16 protein-coding genes are annotated in these 17,121 nt (G+C 54.3%); 12 read left to right on the top strand and 4 right to left on the bottom strand.

The window, feature by feature from the left end:
- The first annotated feature begins 67 nt into the window (after nucleotides 1-67).
- From ndk to HVX64_RS16845, 9 genes are all read left to right on the top strand, one after another.
- On the top strand, nucleotides 68-499 hold the full coding sequence (gene ndk / locus HVX64_RS16885; protein ID WP_042999829.1) for a nucleoside-diphosphate kinase: 432 nt from the start codon (nucleotides 68-70) through the stop codon (nucleotides 497-499).
- Nucleotides 500-658: 159 nt separating this feature from the next.
- Nucleotides 659-1,825, top strand: coding sequence for a bifunctional tRNA (adenosine(37)-C2)-methyltransferase TrmG/ribosomal RNA large subunit methyltransferase RlmN (locus HVX64_RS16880; protein ID WP_042999830.1), 1,167 nt, complete (start codon nucleotides 659-661; stop codon nucleotides 1,823-1,825).
- Between the two features lie 287 nt (nucleotides 1,826-2,112).
- Nucleotides 2,113-3,105: a cytoskeleton protein RodZ gene (gene rodZ, locus HVX64_RS16875; protein WP_044253072.1), complete on the top strand. Its 993-nt coding sequence runs from the start codon at nucleotides 2,113-2,115 to the stop codon at nucleotides 3,103-3,105.
- Nucleotides 3,106-3,131: 26 nt separating this feature from the next.
- Nucleotides 3,132-4,250: a flavodoxin-dependent (E)-4-hydroxy-3-methylbut-2-enyl-diphosphate synthase gene (ispG, locus tag HVX64_RS16870; RefSeq protein WP_042999832.1), complete on the top strand. Its 1,119-nt coding sequence runs from the start codon at nucleotides 3,132-3,134 to the stop codon at nucleotides 4,248-4,250.
- Between the two features lie 110 nt (nucleotides 4,251-4,360).
- Nucleotides 4,361-5,635 carry a histidine--tRNA ligase gene (gene hisS / locus HVX64_RS16865; RefSeq protein WP_042999833.1) on the top strand — a complete coding sequence of 425 codons (1,275 nt, stop codon included), beginning with the start codon at nucleotides 4,361-4,363 and terminating at the stop codon, nucleotides 5,633-5,635.
- A gap of 13 nt (nucleotides 5,636-5,648) precedes the next feature.
- Entirely contained in the window at nucleotides 5,649-6,269 is a 621-nt protein-coding gene (locus tag HVX64_RS16860; RefSeq protein WP_042999834.1) for a YfgM family protein, read from the top strand.
- 10 nt (nucleotides 6,270-6,279) lie between these two features.
- Nucleotides 6,280-7,458 carry an outer membrane protein assembly factor BamB gene (gene bamB / locus HVX64_RS16855; protein WP_044253070.1) on the top strand — a complete coding sequence of 393 codons (1,179 nt, stop codon included), beginning with the start codon at nucleotides 6,280-6,282 and terminating at the stop codon, nucleotides 7,456-7,458.
- Between the two features lie 118 nt (nucleotides 7,459-7,576).
- A complete protein-coding gene (gene der / locus HVX64_RS16850) occupies nucleotides 7,577-9,049 on the top strand; it encodes a ribosome biogenesis GTPase Der (RefSeq protein ID WP_042999836.1) in 1,473 nt (490 codons plus the stop codon).
- Between the two features lie 58 nt (nucleotides 9,050-9,107).
- Nucleotides 9,108-9,329 (top strand): zinc ribbon domain-containing protein, encoded by a 222-nt coding sequence (locus tag HVX64_RS16845; RefSeq protein WP_042999837.1) that lies wholly within the window; start codon nucleotides 9,108-9,110, stop codon nucleotides 9,327-9,329.
- On the opposite strand, the gene HVX64_RS16840 is transcribed toward HVX64_RS16845, so the two are convergent.
- Together HVX64_RS16840 and HVX64_RS16835 are read right to left on the bottom strand one after the other, a co-directional pair.
- On the bottom strand, nucleotides 9,326-9,676 hold the full coding sequence (locus tag HVX64_RS16840) for a protealysin inhibitor emfourin (RefSeq protein WP_042999838.1): 351 nt from the start codon (nucleotides 9,674-9,676) through the stop codon (nucleotides 9,326-9,328). The genes HVX64_RS16845 and HVX64_RS16840 overlap by 4 nt on opposite strands.
- Nucleotides 9,677-10,696 carry a M4 family metallopeptidase gene (locus HVX64_RS16835; RefSeq protein WP_044253068.1) on the bottom strand — a complete coding sequence of 340 codons (1,020 nt, stop codon included), beginning with the start codon at nucleotides 10,694-10,696 and terminating at the stop codon, nucleotides 9,677-9,679. It lies immediately after the preceding gene.
- A gap of 159 nt (nucleotides 10,697-10,855) precedes the next feature.
- Between HVX64_RS16835 and HVX64_RS16830 the strand changes: the two genes are divergently transcribed.
- Nucleotides 10,856-11,989 (top strand): MFS transporter, encoded by a 1,134-nt coding sequence (locus HVX64_RS16830; protein ID WP_044253066.1) that lies wholly within the window; start codon nucleotides 10,856-10,858, stop codon nucleotides 11,987-11,989.
- A gap of 7 nt (nucleotides 11,990-11,996) precedes the next feature.
- Here the strand turns inward: HVX64_RS16830 and xseA are convergent, their stop codons facing one another.
- On the bottom strand, nucleotides 11,997-13,367 hold the full coding sequence (gene xseA, locus HVX64_RS16825) for an exodeoxyribonuclease VII large subunit (protein WP_044253063.1): 1,371 nt from the start codon (nucleotides 13,365-13,367) through the stop codon (nucleotides 11,997-11,999).
- Nucleotides 13,368-13,528: 161 nt separating this feature from the next.
- On the opposite strand from xseA, the gene guaB reads away from it, so the two are divergent.
- Together guaB and guaA are read left to right on the top strand one after the other, a co-directional pair.
- Nucleotides 13,529-14,995: an IMP dehydrogenase gene (guaB, locus tag HVX64_RS16820; RefSeq protein WP_042999842.1), complete on the top strand. Its 1,467-nt coding sequence runs from the start codon at nucleotides 13,529-13,531 to the stop codon at nucleotides 14,993-14,995.
- 67 nt (nucleotides 14,996-15,062) lie between these two features.
- Nucleotides 15,063-16,640: a glutamine-hydrolyzing GMP synthase gene (gene guaA / locus HVX64_RS16815; protein ID WP_042999843.1), complete on the top strand. Its 1,578-nt coding sequence runs from the start codon at nucleotides 15,063-15,065 to the stop codon at nucleotides 16,638-16,640.
- 112 nt (nucleotides 16,641-16,752) lie between these two features.
- Here the strand turns inward: guaA and HVX64_RS16810 are convergent, their stop codons facing one another.
- On the bottom strand, nucleotides 16,753-16,944 hold the full coding sequence (locus HVX64_RS16810; RefSeq protein ID WP_042999844.1) for a YfgG family protein: 192 nt from the start codon (nucleotides 16,942-16,944) through the stop codon (nucleotides 16,753-16,755).
- Nucleotides 16,945-17,121: the final 177 nt, after the last annotated feature.

Genomic DNA, 17,121 nt, shown 5'->3' with positions numbered 1-17,121 from the left:
AATAGCCGGGATGCTCTTTATAATCCGCGCCAGGTAAAACACAACAGAACATCTTTCAGAGGTAATCATGGCTATTGAACGTACTTTTTCCATCATCAAGCCAAACGCGGTGGCAAAAAACGTTATTGGTAATATCTTTGCGCGCTTTGAAGCAGCAGGGTTCAAAATCGTCGGTACCAAAATGCTGCACCTGACCGTTGAACAGGCGCGCGGTTTCTATGCTGAGCATGATGGCAAACCGTTCTTTGACGGTCTGGTCGAGTTCATGACCTCTGGTCCTATCGTGGTGTCCGTGCTGGAAGGCGAAAACGCGGTACAGCGTCACCGCGATCTGCTGGGTGCAACCAACCCGGCTAACGCCCTGGCGGGTACGCTGCGTGCCGACTACGCCGACAGCTTCACTGAAAACGGGACTCACGGTTCGGATTCAGTGGAATCCGCCCAGCGCGAAATCGCCTATTTCTTCGGTGAAGGCGAAGTGTGCGCTCGCACTCGCTGATCCCTTCGGGAATAATTTTCGGTAAATGCCGCGTGCAAACGTGGCATCCTTGCGCCAGACTTTGTACAATGCAACGCCCCGGATGAGCACAGCTTACCGGGGCGTTTCTTTTCAACCTCCCATGGGCCATAACGTGTAACAACGAGGCCGGAAAAAATTATGTCTGAATTAGTTAACACTTCCGAAATCATCACCCCTGCGGTTCCTGCGAAAAATGGCAAAATCAACCTGCTGGATCTGAACCGTCAGCAGATGCGCGAATTCTTTAAAGAGATGGGTGAGAAGCCGTTTCGCGCTGACCAGGTGATGAAATGGATGTACCACTATTGCAGCGACAACTTTGATGAGATGACTGACATCAACAAAGTGCTGCGCAACAAGCTCAAAGAGGTGGCGGAAATCCGCGCACCGGAAGTGGTTGAAGAACAGCGCTCCTCCGATGGCACCATCAAATGGGCAATTGCCGTGGGCGATCAGCGCGTCGAAACGGTGTATATCCCGGAAGATGATCGCGCCACGCTGTGCGTCTCTTCGCAGGTGGGTTGTGCGCTGGAATGTAAATTCTGTTCAACCGCACAGCAGGGTTTTAACCGTAACCTGCGCGTTTCTGAAATTATTGGTCAGGTCTGGCGTGCGGCGAAAATTGTCGGCGCGGCGAAAATCACCGGTCAGCGTCCAATCACCAACGTGGTGATGATGGGGATGGGGGAACCGCTGCTCAACCTGACTAACGTTGTGCCAGCCATGGAAATCATGCTTGATGATTTCGGCTTCGGTCTGTCCAAGCGTCGCGTCACGCTGTCGACTTCCGGCGTCGTGCCTGCGCTCGACAAATTAGGTGACATGATTGACGTCGCGCTGGCGATTTCGCTGCACGCGCCGAATGACGACATTCGTGACGAAATTGTACCAATCAACAAAAAGTACAATATCGAAACCTTCCTGGGCGCGGTTCGCCGCTATCTGGAGAAATCCAATGCCAACCAGGGACGCGTCACTATTGAATACGTCATGCTGGATCACGTTAACGATGGCACAGAGCATGCGCATCAACTGGCAGAGTTGCTGAAAGACACGCCTTGTAAAATCAACCTGATCCCATGGAACCCGTTCCCGGGGGCACCTTATGGACGTAGTTCTAATAGCCGTATTGACCGTTTCTCTAAGGTGCTGATGAGCTACGGCTTTACCACCATTGTGCGTAAAACGCGCGGTGATGATATTGACGCTGCCTGCGGACAACTGGCGGGGGATGTGATTGACCGGACTAAACGTACTCTACGTAAGCGTATGCAGGGTGAGGCTATCGACGTTAAAACCGTCTGATGCACATTGCGCTACAGCCGGATTTTTGTGCTGTGGCGCAATGTAATTTGCATGAGGGCCAGGGTTGTACTTGTCCGGTCAATAATAACGGTGCGTTTTTGTCGACTTTAAGGCAGTATGTACGGCGCGACAATAGTTTAGCCCTCAGGCTTAAGCTGTTTTTGTTAAGAGTCAGCAGAGAGGTTTATACTGTTTGACTCAGGTTGACTGAACCGATTTTCGCGGTGTGGGTGGGCATTGTGACTCACCGGCGCCTGAACCCTAATTTTCACCAGCAGCTGTAGCGAATGAATACTGAAGCCACTCACGACCAACATGAAGCACAATCCACCGGCGTTCGCCTACGTAATGCCCGTGAACAACTCGGACTCAGCCAGCAGGCTGTCGCTGAGCGACTTTGCCTGAAGGTATCCACCGTACGCGACATTGAAGACGATAAGGCGCCTGCCGACCTGGCTTCAACGTTCCTGCGCGGATACATTCGCTCTTATGCACGCCTGGTCCATATTCCTGAAGAAGAACTGTTACCGGCTCTGGAGAAACAGGCTCCGGTTCGTGCGGCGAAAGTGGCACCGATGCAGAGCTTCTCATTAGGCAAGCGTCGTAGAAAGCGTGATGGCTGGTTGATGACGTTTACCTGGCTGGTGCTGTTTGTGGTGGTCGGCCTGACGGGCGCATGGTGGTGGCAAAACCACAAAGCGCAACAGGAAGAGATCTCCAAGATGGCCGATCAATCCTCTGCTGAGCTGAACGCCAACAGCGAAAACACACAAAGCGTGCCGCTGGACACCAGCGCGACGGCAACTCAGGACAACACACCAGCGGCAACCGGTCCGGCGGAGACGGTGCAAACGCCTGCGCCGACGACGGCACCTGCGGTTGACCCGCAGCAGAACGCCGTAGTCGCGCCTTCTCAGGCCAACGTTGATACCGCTACAACCTCTCCTGCGACACCGGCAACGCCGGATGGCGCGGCACCGTTGCCGACCAATCAGGCGGGTGTGGAAGCCGCTGCGGATCCAAACGCGCTGGTGATGAACTTTACCGCCGATTGCTGGCTGGAAGTCAGCGATGCGACAGGTAAAAAGCTGTTCAGCGGAATGCAGCGTAAAGATGGTAATTTAAACCTGACCGGTCAGGCACCTTACAAGCTTAAAATTGGCGCGCCGGCTGCGGTGCAGATCCAGTATCAAGGAAAACCTGTCGATCTGAGCCGTTTTATCAGAACTAACCAGGTTGCGCGTCTGACCCTAAATGCCGAACAATCACCGGCGCAGTAATAGACGGGTAACGCGGGAGATTTTTCATGCATAACCAGGCTCCAATTCAACGTAGAAAATCAACGCGAATTTACGTTGGGAATGTGCCGATTGGCGATGGGGCTCCCATCGCCGTCCAGTCGATGACCAACACGCGGACCACGGACGTGGAAGCGACGGTTAATCAGATCAAAGCGCTGGAACGCGTTGGCGCTGACATTGTTCGTGTCTCCGTACCCACGATGGATGCCGCAGAAGCCTTCAAACTGATCAAGCAACAGGTTTCTGTTCCGCTGGTCGCCGACATTCACTTCGACTACCGTATTGCGCTCAAAGTGGCGGAATACGGCGTTGACTGCCTGCGGATTAATCCAGGCAACATCGGCAATGAAGAGCGTATCCGCATGGTGGTGGATTGCGCGCGCGACAAGAATATCCCGATTCGTATCGGTGTTAACGCCGGATCGCTGGAAAAAGATCTACAGGAAAAGTACGGCGAACCCACGCCGCAGGCCTTGCTGGAATCGGCAATGCGCCATGTGGATCATCTCGATCGTCTGAACTTTGATCAGTTCAAGGTCAGCGTAAAAGCGTCTGATGTTTTCCTCGCCGTTGAATCCTATCGCCTGCTGGCGAAGCAAATCGATCAACCACTGCATTTAGGGATCACCGAAGCCGGTGGTGCGCGCAGTGGTGCGGTGAAATCGGCAATCGGTCTTGGTCTGCTGCTGTCCGAAGGGATTGGCGATACGCTGCGCGTTTCGCTGGCTGCCGATCCGGTGGAAGAGATTAAGGTTGGCTTCGATATCCTGAAGTCTCTGCGCATTCGTGCTCGCGGGATAAACTTCATCGCCTGTCCGACCTGCTCGCGTCAGGAGTTTGACGTGATCGGTACGGTCAACGCCCTGGAGCAGCGTCTGGAAGACATCATTACGCCGATGGACGTTTCCATCATTGGCTGTGTCGTTAACGGACCGGGTGAAGCACTGGTTTCGACGCTGGGCGTGACGGGCGGTAACAAAAAAAGCGGCCTCTATGAAGACGGCGTGCGAAAAGATCGTCTGGATAACAGCGATATGATTGACCAGCTTGAAGCCCGTATCCGCGCCAAAGCGACGATGCTCGACGAAGCGCAGCGGATTAACGTGCAGCAGGTTGAAAAATAATAACGTGATGGGAAGCGGCGTGCTTCCCGTGTATGATTGAACCCGCATGGCTCCCGTATCGCTCGGGGAAGCGCTGAGGGTTCATTTTTATATTCAGAAAGAGAATAAACGTGGCAAAAAACATTCAAGCCATTCGCGGCATGAACGATTATCTGCCTGGCGAGACCGCCATCTGGCAGCGCATTGAAGGCACACTCAAAAACGTGCTCGGCAGCTACGGTTACAGTGAAATCCGCTTGCCGATTGTAGAGCAGACCCCGTTATTCAAACGCGCGATCGGCGAAGTGACCGACGTGGTTGAAAAAGAGATGTACACCTTTGAGGACCGCAATGGCGATAGCCTGACGCTGCGTCCGGAAGGCACGGCGGGCTGTGTACGCGCCGGCATCGAGCATGGTCTCCTGTACAATCAGGAACAGCGCCTGTGGTACATCGGGCCGATGTTCCGCCACGAGCGTCCGCAGAAAGGGCGCTATCGTCAGTTTCATCAGTTGGGTGTCGAAGCCTTTGGTCTGCAAGGGCCGGATATTGATGCCGAACTGATTATGCTTACCGCGCGCTGGTGGCGTGCGCTGGGTATCGCTGAACATGTCAATCTTGAGCTGAACTCCATCGGATCGCTGGACGCGCGTGCAAACTACCGCGATGCGCTGGTGGCATTCCTGGAGCAGCATGTTGAGAAACTGGACGAAGACTGCAAACGTCGCATGTACTCCAACCCGCTGCGCGTGCTGGATTCAAAAAATCCGGACGTACAGGCGCTGCTCAACGATGCTCCTCAGCTTGGCGACTATCTGGATGACGATTCCCGCGAACACTTTGCTGGCCTGTGCAAACTGCTGGAAGCCGCAGGGATTGCCTACACTGTCAACCAGCGTCTGGTTCGTGGTCTCGACTACTACAACCGCACCGTGTTTGAGTGGGTCACCAGCAGCCTGGGCTCGCAGGGTACCGTCTGTGCGGGCGGTCGTTATGACGGACTGGTTGAGCAACTCGGCGGTCGCGCGACGCCGGGAGTGGGCTTTGCAATGGGCCTGGAACGCCTTGTTTTACTGGTTCAGGCAGTTAATCCGGAATTTAAAGCCGATTCTGTTGTCGATATATACCTGGTCGCTTCAGGTGCGGATACGCAGTCTGCGGCAATGACACTGGCTGAGCGCGTGCGTGATGAAATCCCGGGCGTGAAGCTAATGACAAACCACGGCGGCGGCAACTTTAAGAAACAGTTTGCCCGAGCTGATAAATGGGGTGCCCGCGTTGCACTGGTGCTTGGCGAGTCCGAAGTGGCTGCCGGTACTGTTGTAGTGAAGGATTTGCGCTCCGGTGAGCAAACTGAAGTTGCACAGGATAGCGTTGCAACGCATTTGCGCACGTTAATGGCTTAAGGAGAAGGACTGCGTGGAAATTTACGAGAACGAAAACGATCAGGTTGAGGCGATTAAACGCTTCTTTGCCGAGAACGGCAAAGCCCTGGCTGTTGGGGTTATTTTAGGTGTTGGTGCGCTGGTAGGCTGGCGCTACTGGAACAATCATCAGATTGAGTCCGCACGCTCTGCTTCTCTGTCATATCAAACCGTGGTGAGTTCGCTCAGCGCGGGTAAAGCGGAAGACCTGTCAGCCGCAGAGAAATTTGCTGCCGACAATAAGAACACCTACGGCGCGTTAGCGTCGATGGAACTGGCGCAGCAGTTTGTCGATCAGAATCAACTTGAGAAGGCCGCAGCCCAGCTTCAGCAGGGACTGGCCGCCACGAGTGATGAGAATCTTAACGCAGTGATCACGCTGCGTCTTGCTCGCGTTCAGATTCAACTCAAGCAGGCGGATACGGCGCTGAAAACCCTGGAGAGTGTGAAGGGTGAAGGATGGGCGGCGATTGTTGCCGATCTGCGCGGCGAAGCGCTGCTGAGCAAAGGTGATAAACAAGGTGCGCGTAGTGCGTGGGAAGCGGGCGTGAAAAGTAACGCCTCCCCGGCACTGAGCGAAATGATGCAGATGAAAATCAATAATTTGTCCATCTGAGAGGGACCCGATGCAATTGCGTAAATTACTTCTGCCAGGGCTGCTTTCCGTTACCCTGTTGAGCGGCTGTTCACTGTTTAGTGGCGAAGAAGACGTTGTTAAAATGTCCCCATTACCGGTGGTTGAAAATCAGTTTACCCCGTCTACGGCCTGGAGCACGTCTGTAGGCAATGGTATCGGCGATTTCTATTCCAACCTCCACCCGGCGTATGCCGATAACGTGGTCTACGCAGCCGATCGCGCTGGCGTGGTGAAAGCGTTAAATGCTGATGACGGCAAAGAAGTCTGGTCGGTGAACCTGGGTGAGAAAGATGGCTGGTTCTCGCGTTCGTCAGCGCAGTTGTCTGGCGGCGTAACGGTTGCTGGCGGTCACGTCTATATTGGTAGCGAAAAAGCGCAGGTTTATGCGCTGAGCGCAGCGGACGGTACGGTTGCATGGCAAACCAAAGTGGCTGGCGAAGCGCTTTCCCGTCCGGTAGTCAGTGACGGCATGGTGCTGATTCATACCAGCAACGGTCAGTTGCAGGCACTGAACGAAGCCGATGGCGCCATTAAGTGGACCGTGAACCTGGATATGCCTTCGCTGTCACTGCGTGGCGAATCTGCGCCGGCAACCGCCTTTGGTGCGGCCATTGTCGGTGGCGATAACGGCCGCGTGAGCGCCGTACTGATGCAGCAAGGCCAGATGATTTGGCAGCAGCGTATTTCTCAGGCGACCGGTTCTACAGAGATTGACCGTCTGAGCGATGTGGACACCACTCCGGTCATCGTCAATGGCGTCGTTTACGCCCTGGCTTATAATGGTAACCTGACCGCGCTGGATCTGCGCAGTGGCCAGATCATGTGGAAACGTGAACTGGGCTCGGTGAATGACTTTATCGTCGACGGCAACCGTATCTATCTGGTGGATCAGAATGACCGCGTACTGGCGTTGACAACCGATGGCGGCGTTACGCTGTGGACGCAAAGCGATCTGCTGCACCGTCTGCTGACTTCCCCGGCGTTGTATAATGGCAACCTGGTGGTGGGTGACAGCGAAGGGTATCTGCACTGGCTTAACGTCGAAGATGGCCGTTTTGTGGCTCAGCAGAAAGTAGACAGCTCCGGCTTCCTGACTGAACCGGTCTCAGCCGATGGCAAGCTGCTGATCCAGGCCAAAGACGGTACCGTGTATTCTATTACACGTTAATCGTCCTGGTCGTACGCTTTAAAAAACGGCTCCTGGTGCAGGGGCCGTTTTCCTGTTTTTAACAACGGCGCAAAAATCGCGTCTGTTGTCTGATGATTTTTAAAATGAGGCTTTAAACATGGTACCTGTGGTCGCGCTTGTCGGGCGCCCTAACGTCGGAAAATCCACGTTATTTAACCGTCTAACTCGCACCCGAGATGCGCTGGTGGCGGATTTCCCGGGTCTGACTCGTGACCGTAAGTACGGTCGTGCGGAGATTGAAGGCCGTGAGTTTATCTGCATTGATACCGGCGGGATTGATGGCACCGAAGATGGCGTAGAAACCCGTATGGCGGAACAGTCGCTACTGGCAATTGAAGAGGCGGATGTGGTGCTGTTCATGGTGGATGCGCGCGCTGGCCTGATGCCTGCCGATGAAGCGATCGCCCAGCATTTACGCTCTCGTGAAAAACCGACGTTCCTGGTCGCCAACAAAACGGACGGACTTGATCCGGATCAGGCTATCGTTGATTTCTACTCGCTGGGCCTGGGTGAAATCCATCCGATCGCCGCGTCTCATGGCCGTGGCGTGCTCAGTCTGCTGGAACACGTTCTGCTGCCGTGGATGGACGATGCCGCGCCGCAGGAAGAGGTGGACGAAGACGCCGAATACTGGGCACAGTTTGAAGCTGACGAGAACGGTGAAGAAGAGCCTGAAGATGACTTCAATCCGCAGGATCTGCCGATTAAGCTGGCTATTGTCGGTCGTCCGAACGTCGGTAAGTCCACACTGACTAACCGTATCCTGGGTGAAGACCGCGTGGTCGTTTATGACATGCCGGGCACCACGCGTGACAGTATTTATATCCCGATGGAACGTGATGAGCGCGAATACGTGCTGATCGATACCGCCGGGGTACGTAAACGCGGGAAAATCACCGATGCGGTAGAAAAATTCTCCGTTATCAAGACGTTGCAGGCGATAGAGGACGCTAACGTGGTGTTGCTGGTGATTGATGCCCGCGAAGGTATCTCTGACCAGGATTTGTCGCTGCTGGGCTTTATCCTCAATAGTGGGCGCTCACTTGTTATCGTAGTGAACAAGTGGGATGGCCTGACTCAGGAAGTGAAAGAGCAAGTGAAAGAGACGCTGGACTTCCGTCTGGGCTTTATCGATTTCGCGCGTGTGCATTTTATCTCTGCGTTGCATGGCAGCGGTGTCGGCAACCTGTTTGAATCCGTCCGCGAAGCCTATGACAGCTCCACCCGTCGCGTTAGCACGGCGATGCTGACCCGAATCATGACGATGGCGGTTGAAGATCATCAGCCACCGCTGGTCCGTGGTCGTCGCGTGAAACTGAAATATGCTCATGCGGGGGGCTATAACCCGCCGATTGTGGTGATTCACGGTAACCAGGTCAAAGACCTGCCGGATTCCTATAAGCGCTACCTGATGAACTACTTCCGTAAATCGCTGGAAGTGATGGGGACGCCGATCCGTATTCAGTTTAAAGAGGGCGAGAACCCGTATGCCAACAAGCGCAATACGCTGACCCCGACTCAGATGCGCAAGCGTAAACGTCTGATTAAGCACATCAAAAAAAGCAAATAATTCATTACGCCCTCTCCCGGCGGGGAGGGCGCCATCAACAGGAATATGAGGAGAAAGTGTGGAACTCATTTGTCCCGTTTGTCAGCATCCGCTCGATCGTCATGGCGATAACGCACATTGTGAAACCTGTCAGACAGACTTTAGCGTAGAAGCGCGTTGCCCGGACTGTCATCAGCCGCTCCAGGTCTTGAAAGCCTGCGGCGCAGTCGATTATTTCTGTCACAACGGTCACGGGCTGATTTCGAAAAAACGCGTTGAGTTTGTGCTGTCGCAGGATTAATCGCAGATACAGGCTTCGCCCTTTTGCCAAAGATCGACCAGTGAGGCTGGCGCATCGTTTTCCGGTACCAGTACGATGATGTCGGTAACGCCTGCCTGATTATGCTGTGTCCAGATGATCTGTATACGAAAGTAGCGCTGGTCGCCGCGACCCGGCGATCCCGTCTGTCCCGGAGGCATACCGACGGTCAGGCTCTGCCGGAGAATGTCGGCCACGCGCTGACGCTGAACAGTCGATAAGGTCGACAGCGCAATTTTGCGCTGCCGTGCCAGTTTGGGCATAAACGCGACGCCACCTTCCCGGGCCAGTTCTACCACGGCGTCATCGGTTAATTCTGGGATCTCCATTCACATCACTCCTGTGGCTTTCCAGGCCGCTTCTATCGCCTTCGCCGTTTCCGCGCCGCTGCGCTTGTCGCCGTGATAAACGGTTAAGCGGGCAAAATCAATGAAGTCTGCATCCTGTGCCAGTTGTCGATCGCAGACCGTATCATACCAGGCATAACCTGCTTTTTCCCATGCGTAGCCGCCGAGCGCGGTGGCTGCCAGATAAAACGCCCGGTTCGGGATGCCAGAGTTAAGATGAACACCGCCATTGTCTTCGCGTGTCTTAATAAAGTCCCGCATATGCGCAGGTTGTGGGTCTTTCCCAAGCAACGGGTCGTCATAGGCTGTGCCCGGTGCTGACATGGAGCGCAATCCCTTGCCATTAATGCTGTCCGCCAGCAATCCTTGCCCGATAAGCCAGTCAGCCTGATCGGCGGTTTGTTTGAGATGATACTGTTTAACCAACGCACCAAATACATCGGAAACCGATTCGTTGAGCGCCCCGGCCTGTTCAAAGTAAATCAACCCTGCTTCTGATTCGGTGATCCCGTGTGCCAGTTCATGAGCCACGACATCAATGGCAATCGTAAATCGATTAAATATCTCACCATCGCCGTCGCCAAAGACCATCTGCTGACCGTTCCAGAACGCATTCTGGTATTCATGCCCGTAATGCACGGTCCCGGTGAGAATTAAGCCTTTGTTATCCAGCGAGTCGCGGCGCCAGTTTTTCCAGAAAAAGTCATGCGTGACACCGAGGTAATCATAGGCTTCGTCCACTGCAACATCCCCGTTTGAGGGATGGCCTTCATAGCGCACCTGCGTGCCGGGTAATTCCTGCCTGTTTTTCGCATCGTAGATATCACGTTCAAGTTGACCGGGTTGATTCACATGCGGCGCCGCTGGTTTTCCGGGCATGTGCGCCATCAGGGTTTGTACATGAGTCAGCGTCTGGCGTGCGCACTGTTGCTGCATCGCCGAACCGCTTTCAATAATGCGTCGCAGGATATAGGGCGGGATCACACTGTAAGCATGGGACATAAGGCTCTCCTGAGTCTGGCAATGCCGAAAAAGTAAGCATGTTAAGTGTAAATCATAGAAGCAAACCTGCAGGAAAGTCGGACAAATCAGCGCTGCTGAAAGTGGCGCAACTGACTATCAGGGTTTACGTTTTTAACGACGCATAAGGTGAGGGGAACAATGAATAAACATGTCGCGCTGGGGATGACGGGTTTCTCACTGATTGCTGTGACTTACGGAATGGCGAGATTTTCATGGGGAATCATGCTGCCTGATATCCGTCAGGCGATTCCCTTCACGCCAGAAGTTGCCGGGATAATTGCGGCCTGCAGCTATGTTGCCTACTGTTTATCCGTTTTTTTGGCCTCCTTTCTGACGGATCGCTTTGGTCCACGACTCCCGGCCGTTCTGGCGGGGATCTCCGCAGCAATTGGATTAGTTATCCTGGCGTTGGCGTATTCCCCCCTTATTCTGGCGACAGGTCTTTTTATCGCCGGGCTCAGCTCCGGGCTGGCCTCACCGTCCCTTGCCGCAGCGGTGAGTAAGCGAATCTCTGCGGAACGGCAAACCCAGGTAAATACCCTTATCAACGCCGGAACGAGTGGGGGGATCATCCTGTCGGTTCTGGTGTTACGGGTTATGTCGGGTAACTGGCGCATGGCATGCATCGTCTTTGCAGTCATGGCGCTACTCTGTCTGTTTGCCGCTCTGCGTACGTTGCCTGGGGAACACGCGGAACAACTCCGAGCGCCGCCGCGCTGGCGCGTTGTCCTTGCGAAATCGGGGATGTTTCGCCTGCTGGTGATAGCCTTTGTTAGCGGTGTCGCCAGCGCGGCATGGTGGAGTTTTGGCCCCGAATTGCTGCAGCGCCATACCGGGCTGGACAGTGCCATCACCCATATGCTGTGGCTGGTCAGCGGTGGTGCAGGAATTGCCGCTGTATTTACCGGAAGTGCGGCAAAGCGTATCGGTATGCGCGGGGTTTACTGTTGCTCGCTGCTGTTTATGGCGGTTTCGCTAGTGTCCCTGGCGCTAAGCCACGGTTTCGCCTGGTGGCTGTTTCCGGTGGCGGCGTTAAACGGGGCGGGATATGTCATTTTATCCGGTGTGCTGTTGGTGCGGGGCGCCGCGCTGGCGGAGCCTTCACCAGCGGCGGGCGTCAGTCTGGCTTTCCTGATGCTGGCCGTTGGGCAAATTGTTGGCTCAGTGGCATTTGGTCAGCTTTATGGCGCGATTGGCGCGGCGGGGGCACTGGTTGTTTTTTCTGGGCTGTCGGGGGCATTGCTGTTCATTTCACCTGAAGACGAACGCTAGCCTGATGTCAGGCTTTTTTTCGCGCGCGTTTTTTCACCGGCGTTATGCTTTTGACTTCACTTTCTACCCAGCCGTCTTCCAGCCGGGTCGTCATCACATCACCGGCTTTCACTTGTGTCACTTTTTTCAGCACTTTGCCGTCGGTGGCCGTAGAGACGCTGTAACCACGCGCCAGGGTCGAGAGTGGGCTGACCGCTTCCAGGTGGGTAACTGCGTTGCCAAAGCGTTCCCGCGTGGCGCTCAGACGGGAACGCACATTCTCCGCCAGACGATATTCCAGTTGCTGAATGCGGGTTTGCGCACGATGAATGCGTGGCTGCGGATTTTGCTGGTTCAGGCGTTGCAGCAGACGGGATTGCCGCTGGCTGGTGCGCTTCAACTGGCCGTCGATGGCCACGTTCATACGCTGATTCAACCTCTCCAGTGCCGTCTGCTGACGAGCGAGACGCAACTGCGGATGTTGCTGTTGCAGGCGATGATAAATCTGAGTGAATCGACGACTGCGGTTCGCCAGAAAGTAATCCATCGCCATGCCGAGACGCTGCTGTGCAGACAGGATCTGACGCAGCAACTCATGCTGATTGCGGCTGACCATTTCAGCGGCGGCCGAAGGCGTCGGCGCACGCAGGTCGGCAATAAAATCGGCAATAGTGACGTCCGTTTCATGGCCGACGGCGCTGACCACCGGAATCGCGCTGGCAAAAATAGCCCGTGCGACACGCTCGTCGTTAAAACTCCATAAATCTTCCAGCGAACCGCCGCCGCGACCGACGATCAGGACATCACACTCCTGGCGCGCATTCGCCAGTTCGATTGCACGGACAATCTGTCCCGGTGCGTCGTCACCCTGGACGGCGGTCGGATAGATGATAACCGGTAAAGAGGGATCGCGACGTTTCAGAACATGGAGAATATCGTGCAGTGCGGCCCCGGTTTTCGAGGTAATCACCCCCACGCAGTGGGCGGGAGAGGGAAGTGACTGCTTATGCTGCTGATCAAAAAGCCCTTCAGCCTGCAGTTTAGCTTTTAACTGTTCATATTTTTGCTGGAGCAGACCTTCACCGGCAGGCTGCATGCTTTCGACGATAATCTGATAATCGCCGCGCGGCTCGTACAGGGTGATATTGGCGCGAACCAAAACCTGCTGGCCGTGCTGGGGGCGAAAGGTCACCCGACGATTGCTGTTGCGGAACATGGCACAGCGAACCTGTGCCGTGTCATCTTTTAGCGTGAAGTACCAGTGCCCCGATGACGGCTGTGAGAAATTGGAAATCTCGCCGCTGATCCAGACCTGTCCCATTTCCTGTTCTAACAGCAGACGAACCGTCTGATTAAGGCGGCTAACAGTAAAAATTGCGGAGGTCTGAGAGGATAACATGTGAGCGGGATCAAATTCTAAATCAGCAGGTTATTCAATCGATAGTAACCCGCCTGAGCAGGAGCGCAAGCATTATTTGCAAAAAAGTGTGGATGCAACCGATTACGCTCTGTATAATGCCACGGCAATATTTATCCACCCCCAGGTTAGAGATATTGCCCATGCTACGTATTGCTAAAGAAGCTTTGACGTTTGACGACGTCCTCCTCGTTCCCGCTCATTCCACCGTTCTGCCGAATACTGCTGACCTCAGCACGCAGTTGACGAAAACGATTCGTCTGAACATTCCTATGCTCTCCGCAGCGATGGATACCGTGACTGAAGCGCGCCTCGCGATTGCACTGGCACAGGAAGGTGGCATTGGTTTTATCCACAAAAACATGTCGATTGAGCGTCAGGCAGAAGAAGTCCGCCGCGTGAAAAAACATGAATCTGGCGTAGTAACTGACCCGCAAACCGTTCTGCCGACGACTACCCTGCGTGAAGTGAAAGAACTGACTGAACGCAATGGCTTTGCAGGTTATCCTGTCGTGACCGAAGACAATGAGCTGGTTGGGATCATCACCGGTCGTGACGTGCGTTTTGTCACCGATTTGAGCCAACCGGTCAGCGTTTACATGACGCCGAAAGAGCGTCTGGTCACCGTTCGCGAAGGCGAAGCGCGTGACGTCGTGCTGGCAAAAATGCACGAGAAACGCGTTGAGAAAGCGCTGGTTGTTGATGACAGTTTCCATCTGCTCGGCATGATCACCGTAAAAGATTTCCAGAAAGCTGAACGTAAGCCGAACTCCTGTAAAGATGAGCATGGCCGTCTGCGCGTTGGCGCTGCGGTTGGCGCAGGCGCTGGCAACGAAGAGCGTGTTGATGCGCTGGTCGCGGCAGGTGTTGACGTGCTGCTGATTGATTCTTCTCACGGCCATTCTGAAGGTGTTTTACAGCGCATTCGTGAAACCCGTGCGAAATACCCGGATCTGCAAATCATTGGCGGTAACGTGGCGACCGGCGCGGGGGCTCGTGCCCTGGCGGAAGCGGGCGTGAGCGCGGTGAAAGTGGGTATTGGCCCTGGCTCCATCTGTACCACTCGTATCGTGACTGGCGTGGGTGTTCCGCAGATCACCGCAGTGTCTGATGCTGTTGAAGCGCTGGAAGGGATGGGGATTCCCGTTATCGCTGACGGCGGTATCCGTTTCTCTGGCGATATCGCCAAAGCTATCGCGGCTGGTGCAAGCGCGGTGATGGTGGGTTCCATGCTGGCGGGCACGGAAGAATCCCCGGGTGAAATCGAACTTTACCAGGGCCGTTCCTACAAATCCTACCGCGGTATGGGCTCTCTGGGCGCAATGTCCAAAGGTTCTTCTGACCGTTACTTCCAGAGCGATAACGCCGCAGACAAACTGGTGCCGGAAGGTATCGAAGGCCGCGTTGCCTATAAAGGCCGCCTGAAAGAGATTATTCACCAGCAGATGGGCGGCCTGCGCTCCTGTATGGGGCTGACCGGCTGTGGTACTATCGACGAATTGCGTACTAAAGCGGAATTCGTACGTATCAGTGGTGCGGGTATTCAGGAAAGCCACGTTCACGACGTGACCATCACCAAAGAGTCCCCGAATTACCGTATGGGCTCCTGATAAGTTTCCGCGCCCGGTTTTAACCGGGCGTTTTGTTATTGTTTCACTTGCCTCGGAATTAGCGTCAATGACAGACAATATTCACAAGCATCGCATTCTCATCCTTGATTTCGGATCGCAGTACACACAACTGGTTGCACGTCGCGTACGTGAACTGGGCGTTTACTGTGAACTGTGGGCGTGGGATGTAACTGAAGCACAGATTCGCGAGTTTAATCCTAGCGGCATCATTCTTTCCGGTGGCCCGGAAAGCACCACGGAAGCAAACAGCCCACGTGCACCGCAATACGTTTTCGAAGCCGGCGTTCCGGTCTTCGGCGTGTGCTACGGCATGCAGACGATGGCGATGCAGTTGGGCGGTCATGTTGAAGGGTCGACTGAGCGTGAATTCGGCTATGCGCAGGTTGAAGTTGTAACCGATAGCGCGCTGGTTCGCGGTATCGAAGACTCCCTGACCGCTGACGGCAAACCGCTGTTGGATGTGTGGATGAGCCACGGCGATAAAGTGACGGCAATCCCGTCCGACTTCGTCACCGTTGCCAGCACCGAAAGCTGCCCGTTTGCCATTATGGCGAACGAAGAAAAACGCTTCTACGGCGTTCAGTTCCACCCGGAAGTGACCCATACCCGTCAGGGGATGCGTATGCTGGAGCGTTTTGTCCGCGATATCTGCCAGTGTGAAGCGCTGTGGACGCCGGCAAAAATCATCGACGACGCCGTTGAGCGTATCCGCCAGCAGGTTGGCGATGACAAAGTGATCCTCGGCCTTTCCGGTGGCGTGGACTCTTCCGTCACGGCGATGCTGCTGCACCGTGCGATTGGTAAAAACCTGACCTGTGTCTTCGTCGATAATGGTCTGCTGCGTCTGAATGAAGCCGGGCAGGTGATGGATATGTTCGGTGATCACTTTGGTCTGAACATTGTTCATGTTCCGGCTGAAGATCGTTTCCTGACCGCGCTGAAAGGCGAGAACGATCCGGAAGCGAAACGTAAGATCATTGGCCGCGTTTTTGTTGAAGTCTTCGACGAAGAAGCGCTGAAGCTGGAAGATGTGAAATGGCTGGCGCAGGGCACCATCTATCCTGACGTTATCGAATCTGCCGCTTCTGCGACCGGTAAAGCGCATGTCATCAAATCTCACCATAACGTAGGTGGTCTGCCTAAAGAGATGAAGATGGGTCTGGTTGAGCCGCTGAAAGAGCTGTTCAAAGACGAAGTGCGTAAAATTGGTCTGGAACTGGGCCTGCCGTACGATATGCTCTACCGTCACCCGTTCCCGGGACCAGGTCTGGGCGTGCGCGTGCTGGGTGAAGTGAAGAAAGAATATTGCGACCTGCTGCGTCGTGCGGACGCTATCTTCATTGAAGAACTGCACAAAGCCGACCTGTACAACAAAGTGAGTCAGGCGTTCACCGTGTTCCTGCCGGTTCGCTCTGTTGGCGTGATGGGCGATGGCCGTAAATACGACTGGGTGGTTTCTCTGCGTGCGGTTGAAACCATCGACTTCATGACCGCGCATTGGGCACACCTGCCGTATGACTTCCTGGGCCGTGTGTCTAACCGCATCATCAACGAAGTGAACGGCATTTCCCGCGTCGTGTATGACATCAGCGGTAAGCCGCCAGCTACGATCGAGTGGGAATAATATCCCCACACGTCACTGACGGATAATCGACAAAACCCTCTGTTTAGACAGGGGGTTTTTGTTTTATTTGGGCGTATAAAAGACCAAATGGCGTCTGTCTGAAATAACAGGATTAACGTTGAGCAGGCGTTTCGACAGACAGAGTAGACTGTTGCGCGTCTTTTTTGTCCTGATGATGATGCCAGGCGCCGATAGAAGAGTAGACAAAACGTCCAAAAAAGAAGATAAAGCTGATAAGCAATACGATACGGGTCATGCGACTGTTAAATCGATGTCGTTTTCGCATACTGGTTGCCTGACTCACAAAAGGTTCCTTAAGGGATGCCCATACGGGCGATAGATACATTAAGGCACACTGTGTCAGGCGGGTCAATTCTTGATTATGTAAAATTGCGTCAGTTGAACCATATCTCGTTGTTATGAAGAATAATGATATTATTTACATTAATAATATGAGAATGATAACACCGTGAAATAAAGG

Source organism: Citrobacter sp. RHB20-C16 (assembly GCF_013890155.1).
GTDB lineage: Bacteria > Pseudomonadota > Gammaproteobacteria > Enterobacterales > Enterobacteriaceae > Citrobacter_A > Citrobacter_A amalonaticus.
The sequence above is the reverse complement of the archived record's forward strand: the minus strand, read 5'-3'. Positions and strand labels throughout refer to the sequence as shown.